Annotated in this window: 14 protein-coding genes; 8 read left to right on the top strand and 6 right to left on the bottom strand. The window is 69.0% G+C overall.

Going from position 1 to position 16,426, the window contains the following annotated elements:
• Position 1 precedes the first annotated feature (1 nt).
• The 4 genes from AX676_RS08115 to AX676_RS08100 are packed head-to-tail and all read left to right on the top strand — an operon-like array spanning position 2 to position 3,994.
• Positions 2 to 1,378 (top strand): methyl-accepting chemotaxis protein, encoded by a 1,377-nt coding sequence (locus AX676_RS08115; protein WP_066483019.1) that lies wholly within the window; start codon positions 2 to 4, stop codon positions 1,376 to 1,378.
• Between the two features lie 42 nt (positions 1,379 to 1,420).
• Positions 1,421 to 2,122, top strand: coding sequence for an SDR family NAD(P)-dependent oxidoreductase (locus AX676_RS08110; RefSeq protein WP_066483016.1), 702 nt, complete (start codon positions 1,421 to 1,423; stop codon positions 2,120 to 2,122).
• A complete protein-coding gene (bla, locus tag AX676_RS08105) occupies positions 2,112 to 3,029 on the top strand; it encodes a subclass B3 metallo-beta-lactamase (RefSeq protein ID WP_082730853.1) in 918 nt (305 codons plus the stop codon). Before AX676_RS08110 ends, bla begins: the two co-directional genes overlap by 11 nt.
• The gene (locus AX676_RS08100) at positions 3,026 to 3,994 is read left to right on the top strand and encodes a 50S ribosomal protein L11 methyltransferase (protein ID WP_066483097.1); all 969 of its coding nucleotides are present in this window, start codon (positions 3,026 to 3,028) and stop codon (positions 3,992 to 3,994) included. The genes bla and AX676_RS08100 overlap by 4 nt, the downstream gene beginning before the upstream one ends.
• A gap of 162 nt (positions 3,995 to 4,156) precedes the next feature.
• Here the strand turns inward: AX676_RS08100 and phhA are convergent, their stop codons facing one another.
• Positions 4,157 to 5,029, bottom strand: a complete 873-nt coding sequence (gene phhA, locus AX676_RS08095; RefSeq protein WP_066483014.1) for a phenylalanine 4-monooxygenase — start codon at positions 5,027 to 5,029, stop codon at positions 4,157 to 4,159.
• 42 nt (positions 5,030 to 5,071) lie between these two features.
• Here phhA and AX676_RS08090 point away from each other — a divergent pair, with 42 nt between their 5' ends.
• A complete protein-coding gene (locus tag AX676_RS08090) occupies positions 5,072 to 5,716 on the top strand; it encodes a TIGR02117 family protein (RefSeq protein WP_082730855.1) in 645 nt (214 codons plus the stop codon).
• Entirely contained in the window at positions 5,707 to 6,399 is a 693-nt protein-coding gene (locus AX676_RS08085; protein WP_231726131.1) for an esterase/lipase family protein, read from the top strand. Before AX676_RS08090 ends, AX676_RS08085 begins: the two co-directional genes overlap by 10 nt.
• Positions 6,400 to 6,426: 27 nt before the next feature.
• On the opposite strand, the gene pepN is transcribed toward AX676_RS08085, so the two are convergent.
• A complete protein-coding gene (gene pepN / locus AX676_RS08080; RefSeq protein WP_066483012.1) occupies positions 6,427 to 9,030 on the bottom strand; it encodes an aminopeptidase N in 2,604 nt (867 codons plus the stop codon).
• Positions 9,031 to 9,157: 127 nt separating this feature from the next.
• Between pepN and AX676_RS08075 the strand changes: the two genes are divergently transcribed.
• Both AX676_RS08075 and AX676_RS08070 read left to right on the top strand, forming a co-directional pair.
• Positions 9,158 to 10,813: a M28 family metallopeptidase gene (locus AX676_RS08075; protein ID WP_066483010.1), complete on the top strand. Its 1,656-nt coding sequence runs from the start codon at positions 9,158 to 9,160 to the stop codon at positions 10,811 to 10,813.
• A 21-nt stretch (positions 10,814 to 10,834) separates the two neighbouring features.
• Positions 10,835 to 11,674 carry an NAD(P)-dependent oxidoreductase gene (locus tag AX676_RS08070; protein WP_066483008.1) on the top strand — a complete coding sequence of 280 codons (840 nt, stop codon included), beginning with the start codon at positions 10,835 to 10,837 and terminating at the stop codon, positions 11,672 to 11,674.
• On the opposite strand, the gene AX676_RS08065 is transcribed toward AX676_RS08070, so the two are convergent.
• From AX676_RS08065 to AX676_RS08050, 4 genes are all read right to left on the bottom strand, one after another.
• On the bottom strand, positions 11,584 to 12,516 hold the full coding sequence (locus AX676_RS08065; RefSeq protein ID WP_066483005.1) for a DMT family transporter: 933 nt from the start codon (positions 12,514 to 12,516) through the stop codon (positions 11,584 to 11,586). The two genes, AX676_RS08070 and AX676_RS08065, sit on opposite strands and share 91 nt — an antisense overlap.
• Positions 12,513 to 13,514: a threonine aldolase family protein gene (locus AX676_RS08060; protein ID WP_066483003.1), complete on the bottom strand. Its 1,002-nt coding sequence runs from the start codon at positions 13,512 to 13,514 to the stop codon at positions 12,513 to 12,515. Before AX676_RS08060 ends, AX676_RS08065 begins: the two co-directional genes overlap by 4 nt.
• A 51-nt stretch (positions 13,515 to 13,565) precedes the next feature.
• Complete coding sequence (locus AX676_RS08055) at positions 13,566 to 15,698, bottom strand: transglycosylase domain-containing protein (RefSeq protein WP_066544214.1); 2,133 nt, start codon at positions 15,696 to 15,698, stop codon at positions 13,566 to 13,568.
• Positions 15,699 to 15,813: 115 nt separating this feature from the next.
• Positions 15,814 to 16,380: an HNH endonuclease gene (locus AX676_RS08050; protein WP_066482995.1), complete on the bottom strand. Its 567-nt coding sequence runs from the start codon at positions 16,378 to 16,380 to the stop codon at positions 15,814 to 15,816.
• Positions 16,381 to 16,426 lie beyond the last annotated feature (46 nt).

Below are 16,426 nucleotides of genomic sequence, written 5' to 3'. Positions count from 1 at the left end.
GATGGCGCAGATACGACATGCGGACGTCGGCGGATGGGGCGGCGACACCCGCGCCGCACGCGAACGTATCCGCTCGTTCGATTGGGATGACGGTATCCGCGAAGGCTGTGCAATCATCACCGAAACGGTTTCGGACGCGGACTGGACCCAACTGGCCACCGCGTTCTGGGCCTATTTCGGCTCGATCATGAAGAACGCGGGCAAGGACCTCAATCTCGATCAGCGCCAGCTGCAGGTCCGGATCGCCGGTAGCGCGGGCTTTGCGAAACTGAAGTTCGGCAATCCTTATGACGAGGCATGGATGGAGATCGCGTTCCGCAACGCGATCGACACGCACCAGGCCGGCGTCCCGCTGCAGCTGCTGTTCGCGGCCATGTCGCTGGCGCACAGCGAGACATTCAAGCTGATCGAGAGTCGCATCGGTCACGATCCGGCGCGGCTGCGTTCCGCCGGCGATGCACTGATGCGCCTGGTGCTGGTGGAGGCCGACCTGATCGCTTCGCGCCTGGGCGAAAGCGACGCGGCACTTGCCAACGCCGAACGCTTCGCGCGCGCGCAGGCGTTCCGCAACGATATCGCCGAATCGATCGAAGGCGTCACCACGCTGGGTTCCGGCATCCGGGTCCAGGCGCACGAGGCCTCGGTTTCGGCGCGGGGCATGGTCAGCAAGACGTCGGAAGTCGCCGTTGCCGCCGAACAGTCTGCCGTGGCGATGCGCGAGGCCGCGCAGACTGCCGCCGGGCTGATCCGCGCGATCGAGGACGCGCGCATCGAGGTCGAGGCCGCCGCCGACATCGCGACGCGCGCGTCGGGCCAGGCGGGCGTGGCGGTCAGCATTTCGGACACGCTGTCGGTCCATGCGAAGTCGATCGAATCGATCCTGGGTCTCATCCGCGACATTGCCGGCCAGACCAATCTGCTCGCGCTCAACGCGACGATCGAGGCGGCGCGCGCCGGCGATGCCGGGCGTGGCTTTGCCGTCGTCGCCCAGGAAGTGAAGAGCCTGGCGAGCCAGACCGCGCGGGCGACCGACGACATCGCCGCCCAGATCGCCGCGATCCAGGACGCGACCCAGTCGACCGTCAACATCAACGCGTCGATCCGCGACATCGTCGGCGAGGTGCAGGACAGCGCCAATCGCATCCGCAGCGTCATGGAATTGCAGGCCCGCACCGTCACCGCGATCACCGCCGCGGTCGATGAAACCGCGCTCGCGGCCGATTCGATGTCGCAGACGATCAGCGCGATCCGCGAGGACACCGACCGGGTATCGAGCGAACTCGAATCGCTCGAGCGCGATTCGACCGACGTCGACGAGCGCCTGAACTCGCTGCAGCGCGCGGCCGAGAACTTCTCCGCCGCAGTCGCCGCCGCCTGAGCGGGCTTTCGCGCCGCGGTGCCGCGGGCTAAGCCCCGCGGCATGAGCCTCAAGATTCTCGTCACCGGCACCAGCCGCGGCATCGGTTCCGCGATCCTTGCCGCGCTGGACCGGGCCGGCGCGACCGTGGTCGGACACGGCACCGCGAGCGGCATCGCCGCCGACCTGGCCGACCCGGCCGCCCCCCGCGACCTGTGGGCGCGTGCCATCGACGCGCTCGGCGGCGACATCGATGTGCTGGTCAACAACGCCGGCGTGTTCGAAGCCGCGCCGATCGACCTCGACCATGACGCCTGGGTGGCGGGGTGGGAACGCACGATGCGGATCAACCTGACCGCGTCGGCCGAGCTGTGCCGGCTGGCGGTGCGCCACTGGCAGGCGCGCGGGCGGGGCGGGCGGATCGTCAACATCGCCAGCCGCGCCGCCTATCGCGGCGACAGCCCGGCGCACTGGCATTATGCGGCGTCGAAAGCGGGGATGGTGGCGATGACCAAGTCGATCGCCCGCGCCTATTCGGGGCAGGGCATCCTCGCCTTCGCGATCTGCCCCGGCTTCACGATGACGGGGATGGCCGAGGAGTATCTGGCCAGCCGCGGCGGCGACAAATTGCTCGCCGACATCCCGCTCGGCCGCGTCGCGACCCCCGACGAAATTGCCGCGATCGCGCGCTTCTGTGCGCTCGACGCGCCCGAGTCGATGACCGGCGCAGTGCTCGACGCCAACGGGGCGAGCTATGTTCGCTAGGGGGCTGCTGGCGGGTCTGGCGCTCGCCGGCTGCGCGCCTGCGGACGCGCCCGTTTCTCCGCCCGCGCCCGCACAGGCTGCAAGCCCCTTTACCGGCGCCGCGCTCGCGGCCGCGTGCCGGGATCGCGATGGCTGGAGCGACCCGGCGCCCCCTGCGCGCGTCCACGCCAATGTCTATCTGGTCGGGACGTGCGGCATCGTCGCGCTGCTCGTCACCTCCGACGCCGGCCATGTCCTGATCGACGGGGCAACCGATCGCGCCGCCGCTGGCATCGCCGACAATATCGCGCGTTTGGGCTTTCGCGCCGGCGACGTGCGCATCCTGCTGAACGGCCATGAGCATAACGACCATGCCGGCGGGCTTGCCGAGCTGCGCCGGCTGACCGGGGCGCAGCTGCGGGTGCGCGCGCCCGCGCGTGCCGCGATCGAAACCGGGCGCGCTCAGCCGGGCGACCCGCAGCTCGGCCTCAACGATCCCTTTCCCGGCACGCCGGTTGACGGCACGGTCGCTGACGGCGATGTCGTCCGGGTCGGCCCGATCGCGCTGACCGCGCACGCGACGCCGGGGCATACGCCGGGATCGACGAGCTGGTCGTGGCGCAGCTGCGACGGTGCGCGTTGCCTCGACTTCGTCTATGCCGACAGCCTGACCGCCTACGCCGCCGACGATTACCGGTATTCGGACCATCCGGAGGTGGTCGCCGCGTTCCGTGCCGCGATCGACCGTGTCGCCGGGCTGCCGTGCGACGTGCTGATCACCCCGCATCCGGGCGCAAGCGACCTCTACCCCCGGCTGGCGGGAAGCGCGCCGCTCGTCGATCGGGGCGCATGCGCCCGCTATGCCGACGCCGCGCGCCAGCGGCTCGCGGCGCGACTGGCGACCGAGGCGCAGGCGCGCGCGCGATGAGCTGGAAGCTCACCCTGGGATGCACGCGCGCGGAGGCGGAGGCGATCGATCTGGAGGCGGTGGCGCTGATCGACCCGGTGCCCGTGCTGATGACCAGCGAGCGTGTCGTCGACGATCCCATGGCGTGGCAGATCGACGCCTATTTCGAGACCAGGCCCGGCCGCACCGCGATCGCGGCGGTCCGCGCGCTCGCCCCCAGTTCGGCCACGGCGCCCCCGGCGCTGGAGCGGGTCGAGGAGACCGACTGGGTGACGCTGAGCCAGGCGGGGATCGAACCGGTCCATACCGGGCGATTCTATGTCCACACCGAAACCAATCGCGGCACCGTCCCGCCGGGTGCGGTCGCGTTGCGCATCGACGCCGGCCTCGCCTTCGGCACCGGCGGGCATGCGACGACCGCGGGGTGCCTGGCCGAGCTCGACCGACTCAAACGCCGGGGCTGCGTGTTCCGCAACATCGTCGATGTCGGCACCGGGACGGGCCTGCTCGCCTTTGCCGCGCGGCATTTGTGGCCGGCGGCCTATGTCGCGGCGTCGGACATTGATCCCGTTTCGATCGGCGTGGTGCGCGACAATGCCGCGATCAACCGCGTGCCGCTGGGAAGCGAGCGCGGGCGGATCGCGCTCGCCGTCGCGCCGGGGATCGACCATGCCATGCTGGTGGCGCGTGCGCCCTATGACCTGATCATCGCCAATATCCTGGCGGGTCCGCTGATCGACCTTGCGCCAGCGCTGGCGGCCGCGCTGGCGCCTGGCGGGACGCTGATCCTCGCCGGGTTGCTCGATGCGCAGGCCGGTGCGGTGGCGCACGCCTATCGCCGCCAGGGGCTGCGGCTGGCGGCACGGCGCGGCGATGGCGACTGGCCGGTGCTGCGACTGGTCAAGCGCCCGCGCCACGGCTGGCGCGCCGCGACCCGGCTGGGGCCGGCGGTGCCGAGCGAAGCGCCGGGCTATGGGAGCTGGTGAGCGGGCGGATCGGGTTACATAAGCAAATCAATTTATCGGTCACCCCGGGGCTTGACCCGGGGTCCCGCTTTTTCTTGCGCCGGCGCAGGCAGCGGGACCCCGGCGCAAGGCCGGGGTGACGGAGAGGGTGGCTCGATAGAGGTGGACCGCTCCTAAAGGCGCTCATCCCGCCGCGCGGGCCAGCGCATATTCCTGGGTCCCGCGGGTGATGACGCGGTCTTCGGCCAGGATGTCGGCGATGGCGATGTCGGGCAGGGTGGCGAGTTCGGCATAGAGCGGCGCGAAATCGGTCTCGACCGTCACGCGGAGCAATTCGTCGAAGCTGGGGATGACGAAGTAATTCTGCTGGAAATCGTCGATCCGATAGTCGGTGCGCATCACCCGCTTCAGGTCGAAGCCGATGCGGTTGGGGCTCGGATCCTCCAGCGCGAAGCGGCTTTCCGACGCGCTCGACACGATACCCGCGCCATAGATGCGCAGGGCACCCGCCTCCTCAATCAGTCCGAATTCGACCGTGTACCAGTATAGCCGCGCCAGCTGTTTCAGCGACCCGTATTCCAGCGCGCGCAGGCCGCCGCGCCCATAGGCCGCCATATAGTCGGCGAACACCGGATCGGCGAGCATCGGCACATGGCCGAACACGTCGTGGAACACGTCCGGTTCCTGGAGATAGTCGAGCTGGTCGGCGCGGCGGATGAAGTTGCCCGCGACGAAACGGCGGTTGGCGAGGTGATCGAAAAACACGTCATCGGGGACGAGCCCGGGCACCGCCACCACCTGCCACCCGGTCAGGTCCATCAACCGCGCGGACAGTTCGGCGAAATCCGGGATGCCCGGACGCGACAGGCGCAGCACGTCGATGCCGCGCAGGAACGCGTCGGACGCACGGCCCGGCAACAGCGCCGATTGGCGTTCGAACAGCGTGTCCCACACGCCATGTTCGGCGTCGCTGAAACGATCCCAGTCCTGCGGGATCGTCCAGTCGGCGGCCGCGCCCGGCGGCGGCGCGGCAAAGACATGCGTTTCGCTGGCCATGCGAACCGGATAGCATGACGGGCGATGAAACGAAATCGGACGATGTTGCGGGGACTTGCGCGCGGGTTCGGCCTGATCGCGCTGCTGCCGCTCGCCTATCTGATCGCCGCGCTGGGCGGATCGATCCTGCCCGCCAATGCCGGGTGGCGCGCGCCCGCGACCGGGGTGCGCATCTTCATCGAGGACAATGGCGTGCACACCGGCATCGCGGTGCCGAAGGCCGCGCTAGGCCCCGAATGGCGCGAGATCCTGGCGGGCCAGGGGGTGCGCGATCGCCGTCATCTCGCCCATCCCTGGCTGGCGATCGGCTGGGGCGACCGCGCCTTCTATATCGACACGCCGACCTGGCGCGATCTCAGCCCCGCAACCGCGCTCGCGGCGCTGGTCGGCAGCGACCGCACCGTGCTCCATGTCGAACATATCGCCGCGCCGGTCGCGGGGCGTTCGGTGCGTGCGGTCACGTTGCGGCCGGCCGAGTTCGCCCGCTTGCAGGCGGCGCTGCGCGACCAGTTCGCGCCGGGCGCGGCGGCATCGGGCTATGCGGGCCATGACGTGTTCCACCCGGCGCGCGGCCATTATGACGCGATCCGCACCTGCAACGCCTGGTCGGCCGGAATGCTGCGCAGGGCGGGGGTGCGCGTCGGCCGCTGGACGCCGTTTTCCTTCGGGGTGATGTGGTGGTTCTAGGGCCGCCGCCGCTGCGCCTCCTGGCGGGCGAGCTGCCGCGCGCGGCGGGACAGATGGCACGGCTGCCCTTTGCCTGGCGCGACCTGAAGCGCGTGCCCCCGGGCGACGGGCGTCCGGTGCTGATCCTGCCCGGCCTGTTCAATTCCGATCGGTCGAATGTGGCCTTGCGGCGCTATCTGTGCGCGATCGGCTATGATGCGCGCGGGTGGGGGCTGGGGCGCAACCTTGGCCAGCGCACGATCGGCGCGCAGGGTGACCGCTTGTTCGCGCGCGTTGCCGACGTCCACCGTGAAACCGGCCGGCCGGTGACCCTGATCGGCGTCTCGCTCGGCGGGATCATGGCGCGGATCGTCGCGCATCGGCATCCGGACGAGGTGCGCGGCGTGGTGACGATCAGCGCGCCCTTCGCTGGCCCGCCGACCGCGACCAATGTCTGGCGCGCCTATGAAATGCTGTCGGGGGCACGGATCGATGATCCGGCGGTCCGTGCGTTCGGCGAACAGGCCGCGCGGGTGCCGCCGGTGCCGACGCTGGCGATCTGGAGCGCGCGCGACGGCCTGGTCAACGGCGCCATCTGCCACGATCCCGCCCAGCCGCACGCCGAAATCGCGAGCAGCCATATCTGGGTCCAGTTCAACCCGGCGACGCTGCGCGCGGTCGCGCGCGGGCTGGCGGCGCTGTAACGGCCCGCAGCCGTCCAGCACCCCGCGTCAGTCGGCGAGGCTCTTGCTCGCCTGCTCGATCATGTCCTTGCTCAGCCCCGGCGTCGCCAGAATGCGTGCCAGTTCCGCGCGCATCAGCTGCGCGCGCGCGGGATCGAAGCGCCGCCACCGGCCGAGCGGGGGCAGCAGCTTGGCCGCGGTCTGGGGATTGAGCTTGTCGAGCGCGAGCAGCTGGTCGGCGACGAAGCGATAGCCGCGCCCGTCGGCCGCATGGAAGGCGCGCTGATTGACCCCGAACGCGCCGACCAGTGCGCGGGCGCGATTGGGGTTGGCCAGCGTGAAATCGCGGTGGCGGGCGAGTTCGAGCACCAGGTCGAGCGTGTCGTCGCGCGTCGACAGCGCCTGGGTCGAGAACCATTTGTCGAGCACCAGCGCATTGTCGCGATAGCGCTGGTAGAAGATGTCGAGCGCGGCGACGCGCTTGTCCGACAGGCTGCTCGCCAGCGTGGTCAGCGCGCCCTGGCGGTCGGTCATGTTGTCCGCCTGCTCGAACTGCACAAAGGCCAGGCTGGCGGCGTCGGGCGCGCCCGCGGCGCTGATATAGCCGAGCGCCACCGAGCGCAGCCGCCGTGCGCCCTTGGCCGCGGGCGAATATTCGAAGCGATCGGCGCGCGTTGCGGCATAGGCGTCGCGCCACTGGCCCTCGAGCTGGCGACCGATATCGCGCCGCAACGCCTCGCGCGCGCGAAAGATCGCATCTGGATCGACCACCTCCAGCTGATCGCCGATAAAGCTGTCCGACGGCAGCAGCACCGCCTCCGCGATGAAGGCCGGGTCGAGCGCGGGGTCGGCCAGCGTCTTGGCGATCGCGTCGATCACCGGCTGATGCCCGGCCTGGCCGCGCGTCACTGCAGCAACCAGCGTGTCGAGCATCAGCTGCTGCATCGCTTCATAGCGGGCGAACGGATCGTCGTCGTGCGCGGACAGGAACACCAGGTCGTCGGCGGTGCGATTGGTCTCGACGATGATCGGCGCGGAAAAGCCACGATTGATCGACAGCACCGGCGGCTCGCCGACGTCGTCGAAGGCGAGATCGAGCGTGGCTTCGTCCATCAGCATCAGCTGCTCGTCGGCCAGCGTCGCGCCGCTCCGGGCCCCGAACAGCTTCAGCCGGAGCGGCAGCAGCATGGGTTGCTTGACCGGCTGGCCCGGTGTCGGCGACACCGTCTGTTCAAGCGTCAACGTCGCGCGTCGGGCGTCGGGATCATGCGCGATCCGTGCCTTCAGCCGCGGGGTCCCGGCCTGCGAATACCACAGGCGAAAGCGGCTCAGGTCGATGCCGCTCGCTTCCTCCATGCAGGCGACGAAATCCTCGCACGTCGCGGCGGTGCCGTCGAAACGGTCGAAATACAGGTCGGTGGCGGCACGGAATTTCTCCGGTCCCAGGATGGTCGCCATCATCCGGATGACTTCCGCGCCCTTGCCATAGATCGTCGCGGTGTAGAAATTCGAGATCTCGATATAGGATTCCGGGCGCACCGGATGGGCGAGCGGCCCGGCATCCTCGGGAAACTGCGCCGCCCGCAACGATCGGACATCCTCGATCCGCTTCACTGCGGCCGAACCCTGGTCGGCGGAAAAGCTCTGGTCGCGAAAGACGGTGAAGCCTTCCTTGAGGCTGAGCTGGAACCAGTCGCGGCAGGTGACCCGGTTGCCCGACCAGTTGTGGAAATATTCGTGCGCGACCACCGCCGACACCGCGTCATAATCGTAATCGGTCGCGGTGTCGGGATCGGCGAGGATGTAGCGGCTGTTGAAGATATTCAGCCCCTTGTTCTCCATCGCCCCGAAATTGAAGTCGTCGACCGCGACGATGTTGAACACGTCCAGGTCGTATTCGCGGCCATAGACGCGCTCGTCCCACGCCATCGCAGTCCTGAGCGCGTGGAGCGCGTGATCGGTCTTGCCCAGGTCCTTTTCGCGCACCCAGATGGCGAGCTGGACCTCGCGCCCGCGCATCGTCGTGAACGTCGCCCGGTTGGCGGCAAGGTCGCCGGCGACCATCGCGAACAGATAGCTCGGCTTGGGGAAGGGGTCGTTCCATTCGGCGAAGTGGCGACCGTCGGGCAGGTCGCCCGCCGCGACCGGATCGCCGTTGGCGAGCAGGATCGGGTAGCGGCGCTTGTCGGCTTCCATCCGCACGCGGTAGCGGCTGAGCACGTCGGGCCGATCGGAGAAGAAGGTGATGCGGCGGAACCCCTCGGCCTCGCATTGCGTGCACAGGATCCCGCCCGAGGCATAGAGGCCCATCAACTGGGTGTTGCGCCCCGGGGCCAGTTCGACACGGGTTTCGACGACGTGCGCCGCGCCCGGCAGGCGGATGGTCAGCTGAGTCGCGTCCAGCGTCCACGCCGCCGCGTCGCACGCCACGCCGTCGACCGCGATCGCAAGCGGCGTCAGGCCGTCATGGTCGAGGCGCAGCGGCCGGTCGTGCGTGCCCGCGCGCTCGACCGAAAGCCGTGCGGTGACGACGGTGCGATCGGCGGCCAGCTCGAACGCCAGATCGACCATGGTCACCTGCCAGTCGGGCGGGCGATAGGCATCGAGCCGCGTCACTTCGGGGGGCGTTGCGGCATATTGGACATCGAGCATGATCTGGGGTCCGGATCGAACAGCACTGGGCCGATAGTGCGGAATGCATGAATTTGCGTTCGACCGTTTGCGAAAACCGGCCGGACGCTGCTAGCAGTCCTTTATGCCCGCTTTGATGAGGATGCCAATGTTCCGTTTCTCGATTGCTGCCGTGTTGCTCGCGTCGTCCGCGCCGCTGCTTGCCCAGGAAACGGCGCCTGCGCCGGCCGCGACCGCCGCGGCGGAGGCCGAGCTGACGCCCGAACAGGCGCTGATGCGCAGCCATGTGATGTTCCTGGCGTCCGACGCGCTCAAGGGCCGCGAAGCGGGGACGCCCGAATATGAGATCGCGGCCGAATATGTCGCATCGCAATTCTATGCCCAGGGGCTGAAGCCCGCGGGCGACAAGGGCAGCTTCCTGCAAAAGGTGCCGCTGCTCAGCTACACGCCGGTCGACAAGGGCAGCTTTGTCCTGACCCGTGGGGGGAAGAGCGAGACCCTTGAGTTCGGCACCGATTACCTGCCGGGTGCCGACCCCAGCCGCGACGTGACCCGCGTCGACGCGCCGGTCGTCTTTGTCGGTTACGGCATCGACGCGCCGCAGTTCGGCCGCAAGGATTATGGATCGGTCGACGTGAAGGGCAAGATCGTCGCCTTTTTCGGTGGCGCGCCGCGGGCCTTTCCCGGCGAGGAGCGCGCCCATTTCGGCAACAACGGCAACAAGATCGCCTATGCCGCGACCAAGGGGGCGGTTGGCGTCATCATCCTCGAGTCGCCGATCACCGCGAAGGTGCGCCCGTTCAGCCGCTCGGTCGACAGCTGGGACAGCGCGCGCATGACCTGGGCGCACCCGGATGGCACGGGCTACGTGCCCGCGCCCGGCACCCCGGGAGTCGGGGCGCTCAGCCTGGCGGGTGCGGAGAAGCTGTTCGCCGGTGCCAAGGTCAAATGGGCCGACCTCGCCAAGCGTGCCGAGACCGACGGGGCCAAGTTCACGCCGGTCGAGCTGCCGACGCGCCTTGCCGTGACGCTCAAGACGGCGCGCAAGCCGATCACGAGCTATAATGTCGCCGCGCTGCTGCCGGGCAGCGACCCCGCGGTGAAGGACGAAATCGTCGTCCTGTCCGCGCATCTCGACCATGTCGGCATCGGCAAGGGCAAGGATGGCGACACCATCTATAACGGCGCGATGGACAATTCGGTCGGCATCGCTTCGCTGATCGAGGAAGCGCGACGGTTCAAGATGTCGGGCACGCCGCCACGGCGCTCGATCCTGTTCCTGGCGGTGACCGCCGAGGAAAAGGGGCTGGTCGGCTCCGACTATTTCGCGCGCAATCCGTCGGTGCCCAAGGAGAACATCGTCGCCGACGTCAATCTTGACATGCCGATCCTGACCTATGCGTTCGAGGATATGATCGCGTTCGGCGCGGACCGTTCGACGCTGGGGCCGATCGTGCGCAAGGCAGTCGGCGATCTGGGCGTGCCCTTCTCGCCCGATCCGATGCCCGACCAGGGCATCTTCACGCGTTCGGACCATTATCGCTTCGTCCAGCAGGGCGTGCCGTCGGTCTTCCTGTGGCCGGGGCAGAAGGGCGCCGGCAAGGCGGCGGTCGAGGAGTTCTTTGCCAAGCATTACCACCAGGCGTCGGACGAGGTCTCGCTGCCGATCAACTGGCAGTCGGGCGTTCGCTTCATCGAGGCGAACTACGCGATTGCGCGCGCGATCGCCGATGCCGATCAGCGCCCGGCCTGGAACAAGGGCGACTTTTTCGGCATGCTCTACGGCGGTTACGGCGCGCAATAGCCGCGTCGGGGCGGGCGCGTCGTGCGGCTGCTGATCTTCGGGCTCGGCTATGCGGCGAAGCGTATCGCCGCCCTGGCCGAAGCCCAAGGCGCGCGCGTCGTCGGGACGAGCCGCTCGCGGCGCGACGGCACGATCGCGTTCGACGATCGCGACCGGGTCGCCTTTGAACTGGGGAATGCGACGCACGTCCTTTCTTCGGTACCTCCGGAGGGCGACGATCCCGTGCTGACGCGCCATGGCGACGCGCTGCGCGTGCATCCGGGCTGGGTCGGCTATCTGTCGGCGACGGGCGTTTATGGCGACACCGGCGGTGCCTGGGTCGACGAGACCGCGCCGACCGGCGGCGGGCGGCGGACCGAGCGCGCGGCGGCCGACGCGGCGTGGCGCGCGATCGGGGCGCGGGTGTTCCGGCTGCCCGGCATCTATGGCCCCGGCCGCTCCGCGCTCGACCGGGTGCGCGACGGCCGGGCGACGCGCATCGACCTGCCCGGACAGGTGTTCAGCCGCATCCATGTCGACGATATCGCGCGCGGCGTGGTCGCCGGGTTCGCTGCACCCGCCGGCGTCTACAACCTCGCGGACGACCTGCCCGCCAGCCAGAACGACGTGATCGCCTATGCCTGTCGCCTGCTGGGCGCGCCGTTGCCGCCGCTCCAGACGCTGGAGGCGGCGCAGCTCGGGCCGATGGCACGCGATTTCTATGCCGAGAATCGCCGGATCGCAAACGGGCGTGCACGGCGGGTGCTGGGCTGGCGGCCGCTTTACCCGGACTACCGGTTCGGCCTGCGCGCCCTCAACGCAATGACCAGCCCGATCATCGCCAGCGCGCCGCCCGCGACGGCAAGCGCCGACCAGCGATAGCCCTCGAACACGGTCGACAGCAGCATCGCGATCACCGGGATGATCACGCTCGAATAGGCCGCCTTGGCCGGGCCGATCGTGCGGATGAGGCCGAAATAGAGGGTAAAGGCCAGCGCCGAGGCGACGATGCCGAGATAGAGCACGCCGAGGATGTAGCTGGGCCGCCAGTCGAATACAGGCGCGCCGACGGTCATCAGCGCGAAGAGCACATTGACCCCCGCGCCCACCAGCATCGCGACGCTGACGATCAGCGACATTGGATAGGCGCGCGACAGCCGGGTGGCCTGCATCACATTGGCGGTCGAGGCGGACAGGACGCCCATCAGCGTCAAGCCGACCCCGGTCACGACCGCGCCGGTCGCGGTCGGATCGACGCGCGCTTCATGGATGAACAGCAGGGCGACGCCCGCCATCGCGACGACCGAGCCGGCGAGCAGCTGCCCGCCCATGCGCTGACCCAGAAAGAGTCGCGCCAGGATGGCATTGGGGACGAGCAGCAGCGCGAACACCACCGCGACCAGTCCCGAGGTGACATATTGTTCGGCGCGGTAGACGAAGTTGAAATTGAGCACGAACTGCGCGGTGCCCAGCGTCGACGCGAACGCCCAGCCGCGGGCGTCGAGCCGCACGAGCTCGCCGCGCCACGCCGCCCAGACCAGCATCACCGCGCCGCCGATGCCGAAGCGATACGCGACCGACCAGCTGGGCGGCACGGTGCCGAGCTGGTCGCGGATGACGATCCAGGTCGAACCCCAGATCAGCGTGATGACCGCGAACGGGATCAGGACCGCCAGCCGCGTCGATTGCGGCGGCGGCGCGACCGGCGGCCCGGGCGCGGTCATAATCGCGCCAGCGCGTCGGCGAGCGGCCGGATGGCGTCTTCGCGATGGTGCCAGCTGAACACGAAGCGTGCCTCGTCCGGTCCCCAGTCGTAGAAATCGAAACCGTCGCGGCGCAGCGCGGCCGCTTCGTCGGGCGTCATCCGCACGAACACCTCGTTCGCCTCGACCGGGTGGACCAGGCGGTCGGGAACCGCGGTCGCCAGCATCGCCGCGGCGGCATTGGCGGTGCGCGCGTTGGCGAGCCACAGATCGTCGTCGAGCAGCGCCAGGATCTGCGCGGCCAGATAGCGGCCCTTGGACAACAGGTGCCCGGCGCGCTTGCGGCGATAGCGCGTCGCGTCGGCGAGGCCCTCGCGAAAGAAGACCAGCGCCTCCGCCGACATGCCGCCATTCTTGACGAAGCCGAAGCTGAGCGCGTCGACGCCGCTTTTCCATGTCATTTCCGCGGGCGTGCAGCCGGCAAAGGCGAGCGCATTGGCGAAGCGCGCACCGTCCATGTGCAGCGACAGGCCGCGCGCGCGGGCGAGCGTGCCGATCGCGGCCACTTCATCGGGGCGATAGGTCAGGCCATATTCGGTCGCGTTGGTGATCGACACCGCGTGCGGCTGAACCTGATGCACGTCGTCGCGGATCGTCGCCAGCCGGTCGGCCAGCGTCGCCGCGGTCATCTTGGCACCGACCCCGTCGACCAGCATCAGCTTCGCGCCGTGCATGTAGAATTCGGGCGCGCCGCATTCGTCGTTCTGGATATGCGCGTCGTGGTGGCACAGAACCGCGCCGTGGGGCGGGCACAATGCGGCGAGCGCGAGTGCGTTGGCAGCGGTGCCGGTGGCCACCCACAGCACCTCGACCCGCGTTTCGAACAGTTCGGAAAAGCGATGGTCGAGCTGGCGGCTCCAGCCGTCACCGTCATAGGCGGTGTCGAGCCGGTCGGCATCGGCCAGTGCCGCCATCACCTGCGGTGACACCGGCGCAGCATTATCTGAAAAGAAGCGCATCGGCCGCCGCCTTACGCCCTGCGCGCGCAGCGTCAATGCTGGCGGGTTGCGCTATTGCGGCGGGTTGCTGTCGTCGGGTTCGGGCGGTGGATCGCCGCGCCGCTCGCCGGGTCCGGAAAAACGCTCGAGACGCAATGGATTGCCTTCGCGCGATGGCGGCACGATCGGGATTTCCCCGTCGCCGTTGCGCAGCGTCACGCCGCCTTCGCTGGTGATCGTGACCCCGGTGCCGTCGTCCAGTTCGGCGTCGAACAGCGTGTCGTTGTCGATGCCCGCGTCGATCGCATTTTCGATCGCCTCGTCGACCTCGATCGCCTCCTCGGGATACGCGCCGACATCGATCACGTCGGACATGAATGCCCGCCAGATGCGCGCAGGCAGGCCGCCGCCGGTCAGCCCGGCATTGGGGGTGTTGTCGTCATTCCCCAGCCAAACGCCGGTGACGATGCCGCCGGCATAGCCGACGAACAGCGCGTCGCGACTGTCCTGGGTCGTGCCGGTCTTGCCATAGACCTGGATGGGCAGCGCCGCCTGGCGGCTCGTCCCGCCGGACACCGATGCGGCGAGCAGCTCGCGCATCTGCGCCAGCTCGCGTTCGCCCAACCGCCGGGTGCCGCCGCCCAGCCGCTCCAGCCAGCCCGGTTCGTCGACCTGTTTCAACCCGCGCGGGCGGACCGGCGCCTCGCCCGCGGCAATCGCGGCATAGGCGGCGGTCAGCTCGAGCAGCGACACCGACGGCGTGCCAAGCGCGATCGACGCCTCCGGATCGATCGGGGTCGAGATGCCCAGGTCGCGCGCGGCGCGGATCACCGCGCGCGGGCCGACCTGCTGGGTCAGGCGCGCGGCGACGACATTGCTCGACACCGCGAAGGCGGTGCGCAGGGTGATGTCGCCGCGATAGCGCCCGTCATTGTTGCGCGGTGCCCAGCCCGCGATCTCGACCGGCGAATCGTCGACGATCGTATCGGGCGTCATGCCTGCGCGCAGGGCGGCCAGATAGACGAACAGCTTGAAGGTCGATCCCGGCTGACGCGAGGCCGACGTCGCGCGGTTGAACTGGTTCTTCGCATAATCCTTGCCGCCGACCATGGCGATCACCCGCCCGTCGGGGCGCATCGCGACGATCGCGACCTGTGCCTCGCGCAGGCCCGCACCGCGCACCGCGCGCTCGGCGGCGCGCTGCGCCTTGATCTCCAAAGTGGTTTCGATGCGCCCGTCATTGTCGATGCCGCCCGCGCGGTCGCGCGCGGCGGGCATCACCCAGTCGGCGAAATAGGTGCCCGACGGCAGCGCCTTGATCCGGTTGACCTTCAGCCGGGCGGGGCGGACATCCTCGGCCTCGTCCGCGCCCAGGAAACCGGCATCGACCATTGCGGCGACGACCAGCTTCTGGCGGTCGCGCGCGCCCTTCAGGTTGCCGGTCGGGGCGAGCCGCGACGGCGCCTTCACCAGCCCGGCGAGCATCGCCGCCTGCGCGATCGTCAGCTCTTCGGGATCGCGGCTGAAATAATGGTCGGCGGCGGCATCGAGGCCATAGACATTGTCGCCGAAATAGACGTTCGACAGATAGCGCGACAGGATCGCGTTCTTGCTCAGCCACGCCTCCAGCCAGAAGGCGATCGCCACTTCGCGCAGCTTGCGGCCGAAGGTGCGGTCGGAATTGAGGAACGCGTTCTTCGCCAGCTGCTGGGTGATGGTACTGCCGCCCTGCGAACGTCCGTCGCTGACCATGTTGTGAAAGGCGGCGCGCGCGATGCCGCGTGGGTCGACCCCCCAATGTCCGTAGAAGCGGCGGTCCTCGATCGCCAGAAAGGCATCGCGGACATGCGCGGGCAGGGTTTCGGCGTCGACGGGATCGCCGATGATCGCGCCGTTGCGCGCGATCGGCGTGCCTTCGGCTGATACGAGCGTGATGGACGGCGATGCCGGCGGCTCGAGCGACTTGGAAAGCGGAGCGGTCAGCGCCAGCCACGCGACCAGCACGACGAACAGCACCGCCACCGCGCCCAGCCCGCGCGCGATCCAGCGCATCCGTGTCCCGCCGGAACGAGGTGGCGACGGGGGCGGCGGCGCGGACGGCGGCGGCGCTTCGGGACGCTCGTCGCCCAGCGTGCGCAGGATCTTCGCGACGCCCTCGCGCGCGCCCTTCACATTGTCCAACGGGTGATCCAGCGTCGCTTTCATCGGGCTGCTGTATTAACCCGATAGGACAGTGCCGACAAGCACCGTGGCCTCGCGCGTTGAACGGGATCAGCGTGCCCGCATCGCAAATGCCGGCAGGCGCGCCCGACAGCCGGTTTCAAGCCTCCAGCTCGACGTCCCAGTAGAGCCAGTCGCGCCAGGTTTCGTGGAGGTGGTTGGGCGGGAAGCGCCGGCCATGTTCCTGAAGCTGCCAGCTGGTCGGGCGGATGGGCGCGATGTGGAGCGGCATGGCGGCCTGTTTGGGGGTGCGGCCGCCCTTCTTCAGGTTGCACGGCGCGCAGGCGGTGACGACGTTTTCCCAGGTGGTGCGGCCCCCCTGGGCGCGCGGGACGACGTGGTCGAAGGTCAGTTCCTTGGGATGGCCACAATATTGGCAGGCGAACTTGTCGCGAAGGAACAGGTTGAAGCGGGTGAAGGCGGGGAATTGGGAAGGTTTGACATATTGCTTGAGCGCGATGACTGAAGGCAGCTTCAGCCTCGCGGTGGGACTTCGGACCTCGCGTTCATAGTAGGACACGATGTCGACACGATCCAGGAACACCGCCTTGATCGCGGTCTGCCACGGCCACACGCTCAGCGGATAGTAGCTGAGCGGTGTATAGTCCGCGTTCAGGACGAGCGCGGGGCACCCGTCGGGGTGCCGGATCAGATCGGGATGATACATCGGGCTCCCTTCCCTTATCCTCCCCGCCTTTCGCCAAGAAGGATGA

The sequence above is a fragment of the Sphingomonas sp. CCH21-G11 genome, assembly GCF_001555965.1.
Lineage (GTDB): Bacteria > Pseudomonadota > Alphaproteobacteria > Sphingomonadales > Sphingomonadaceae > Sphingomonas.
This window is presented reverse-complemented; position numbering and strand designations above follow the sequence as displayed.

Coding starts and splice junctions, on each gene's coding strand:
- AX676_RS08115 (WP_066483019.1), top strand. CDS start 2: ATGGCGCAGATACGACATGCGGACGTCGGCGGATGGGGCGGCGACACC.
- AX676_RS08110 (WP_066483016.1), top strand. CDS start 1,421: ATGAGCCTCAAGATTCTCGTCACCGGCACCAGCCGCGGCATCGGTTCC.
- bla (WP_082730853.1), top strand. CDS start 2,112: ATGTTCGCTAGGGGGCTGCTGGCGGGTCTGGCGCTCGCCGGCTGCGCG.
- AX676_RS08100 (WP_066483097.1), top strand. CDS start 3,026: ATGAGCTGGAAGCTCACCCTGGGATGCACGCGCGCGGAGGCGGAGGCG.
- phhA (WP_066483014.1), bottom strand. CDS start 5,029: ATGGCCAGCGAAACGCATGTCTTTGCCGCGCCGCCGCCGGGCGCGGCC.
- AX676_RS08090 (WP_082730855.1), top strand. CDS start 5,072: ATGTTGCGGGGACTTGCGCGCGGGTTCGGCCTGATCGCGCTGCTGCCG.
- pepN (WP_066483012.1), bottom strand. CDS start 9,030: ATGCTCGATGTCCAATATGCCGCAACGCCCCCCGAAGTGACGCGGCTC.
- AX676_RS08075 (WP_066483010.1), top strand. CDS start 9,158: ATGTTCCGTTTCTCGATTGCTGCCGTGTTGCTCGCGTCGTCCGCGCCG.
- AX676_RS08065 (WP_066483005.1), bottom strand. CDS start 12,516: ATGACCGCGCCCGGGCCGCCGGTCGCGCCGCCGCCGCAATCGACGCGG.
- AX676_RS08060 (WP_066483003.1), bottom strand. CDS start 13,514: ATGCGCTTCTTTTCAGATAATGCTGCGCCGGTGTCACCGCAGGTGATG.
- AX676_RS08055 (WP_066544214.1), bottom strand. CDS start 15,698: ATGAAAGCGACGCTGGATCACCCGTTGGACAATGTGAAGGGCGCGCGC.
- AX676_RS08050 (WP_066482995.1), bottom strand. CDS start 16,380: ATGTATCATCCCGATCTGATCCGGCACCCCGACGGGTGCCCCGCGCTC.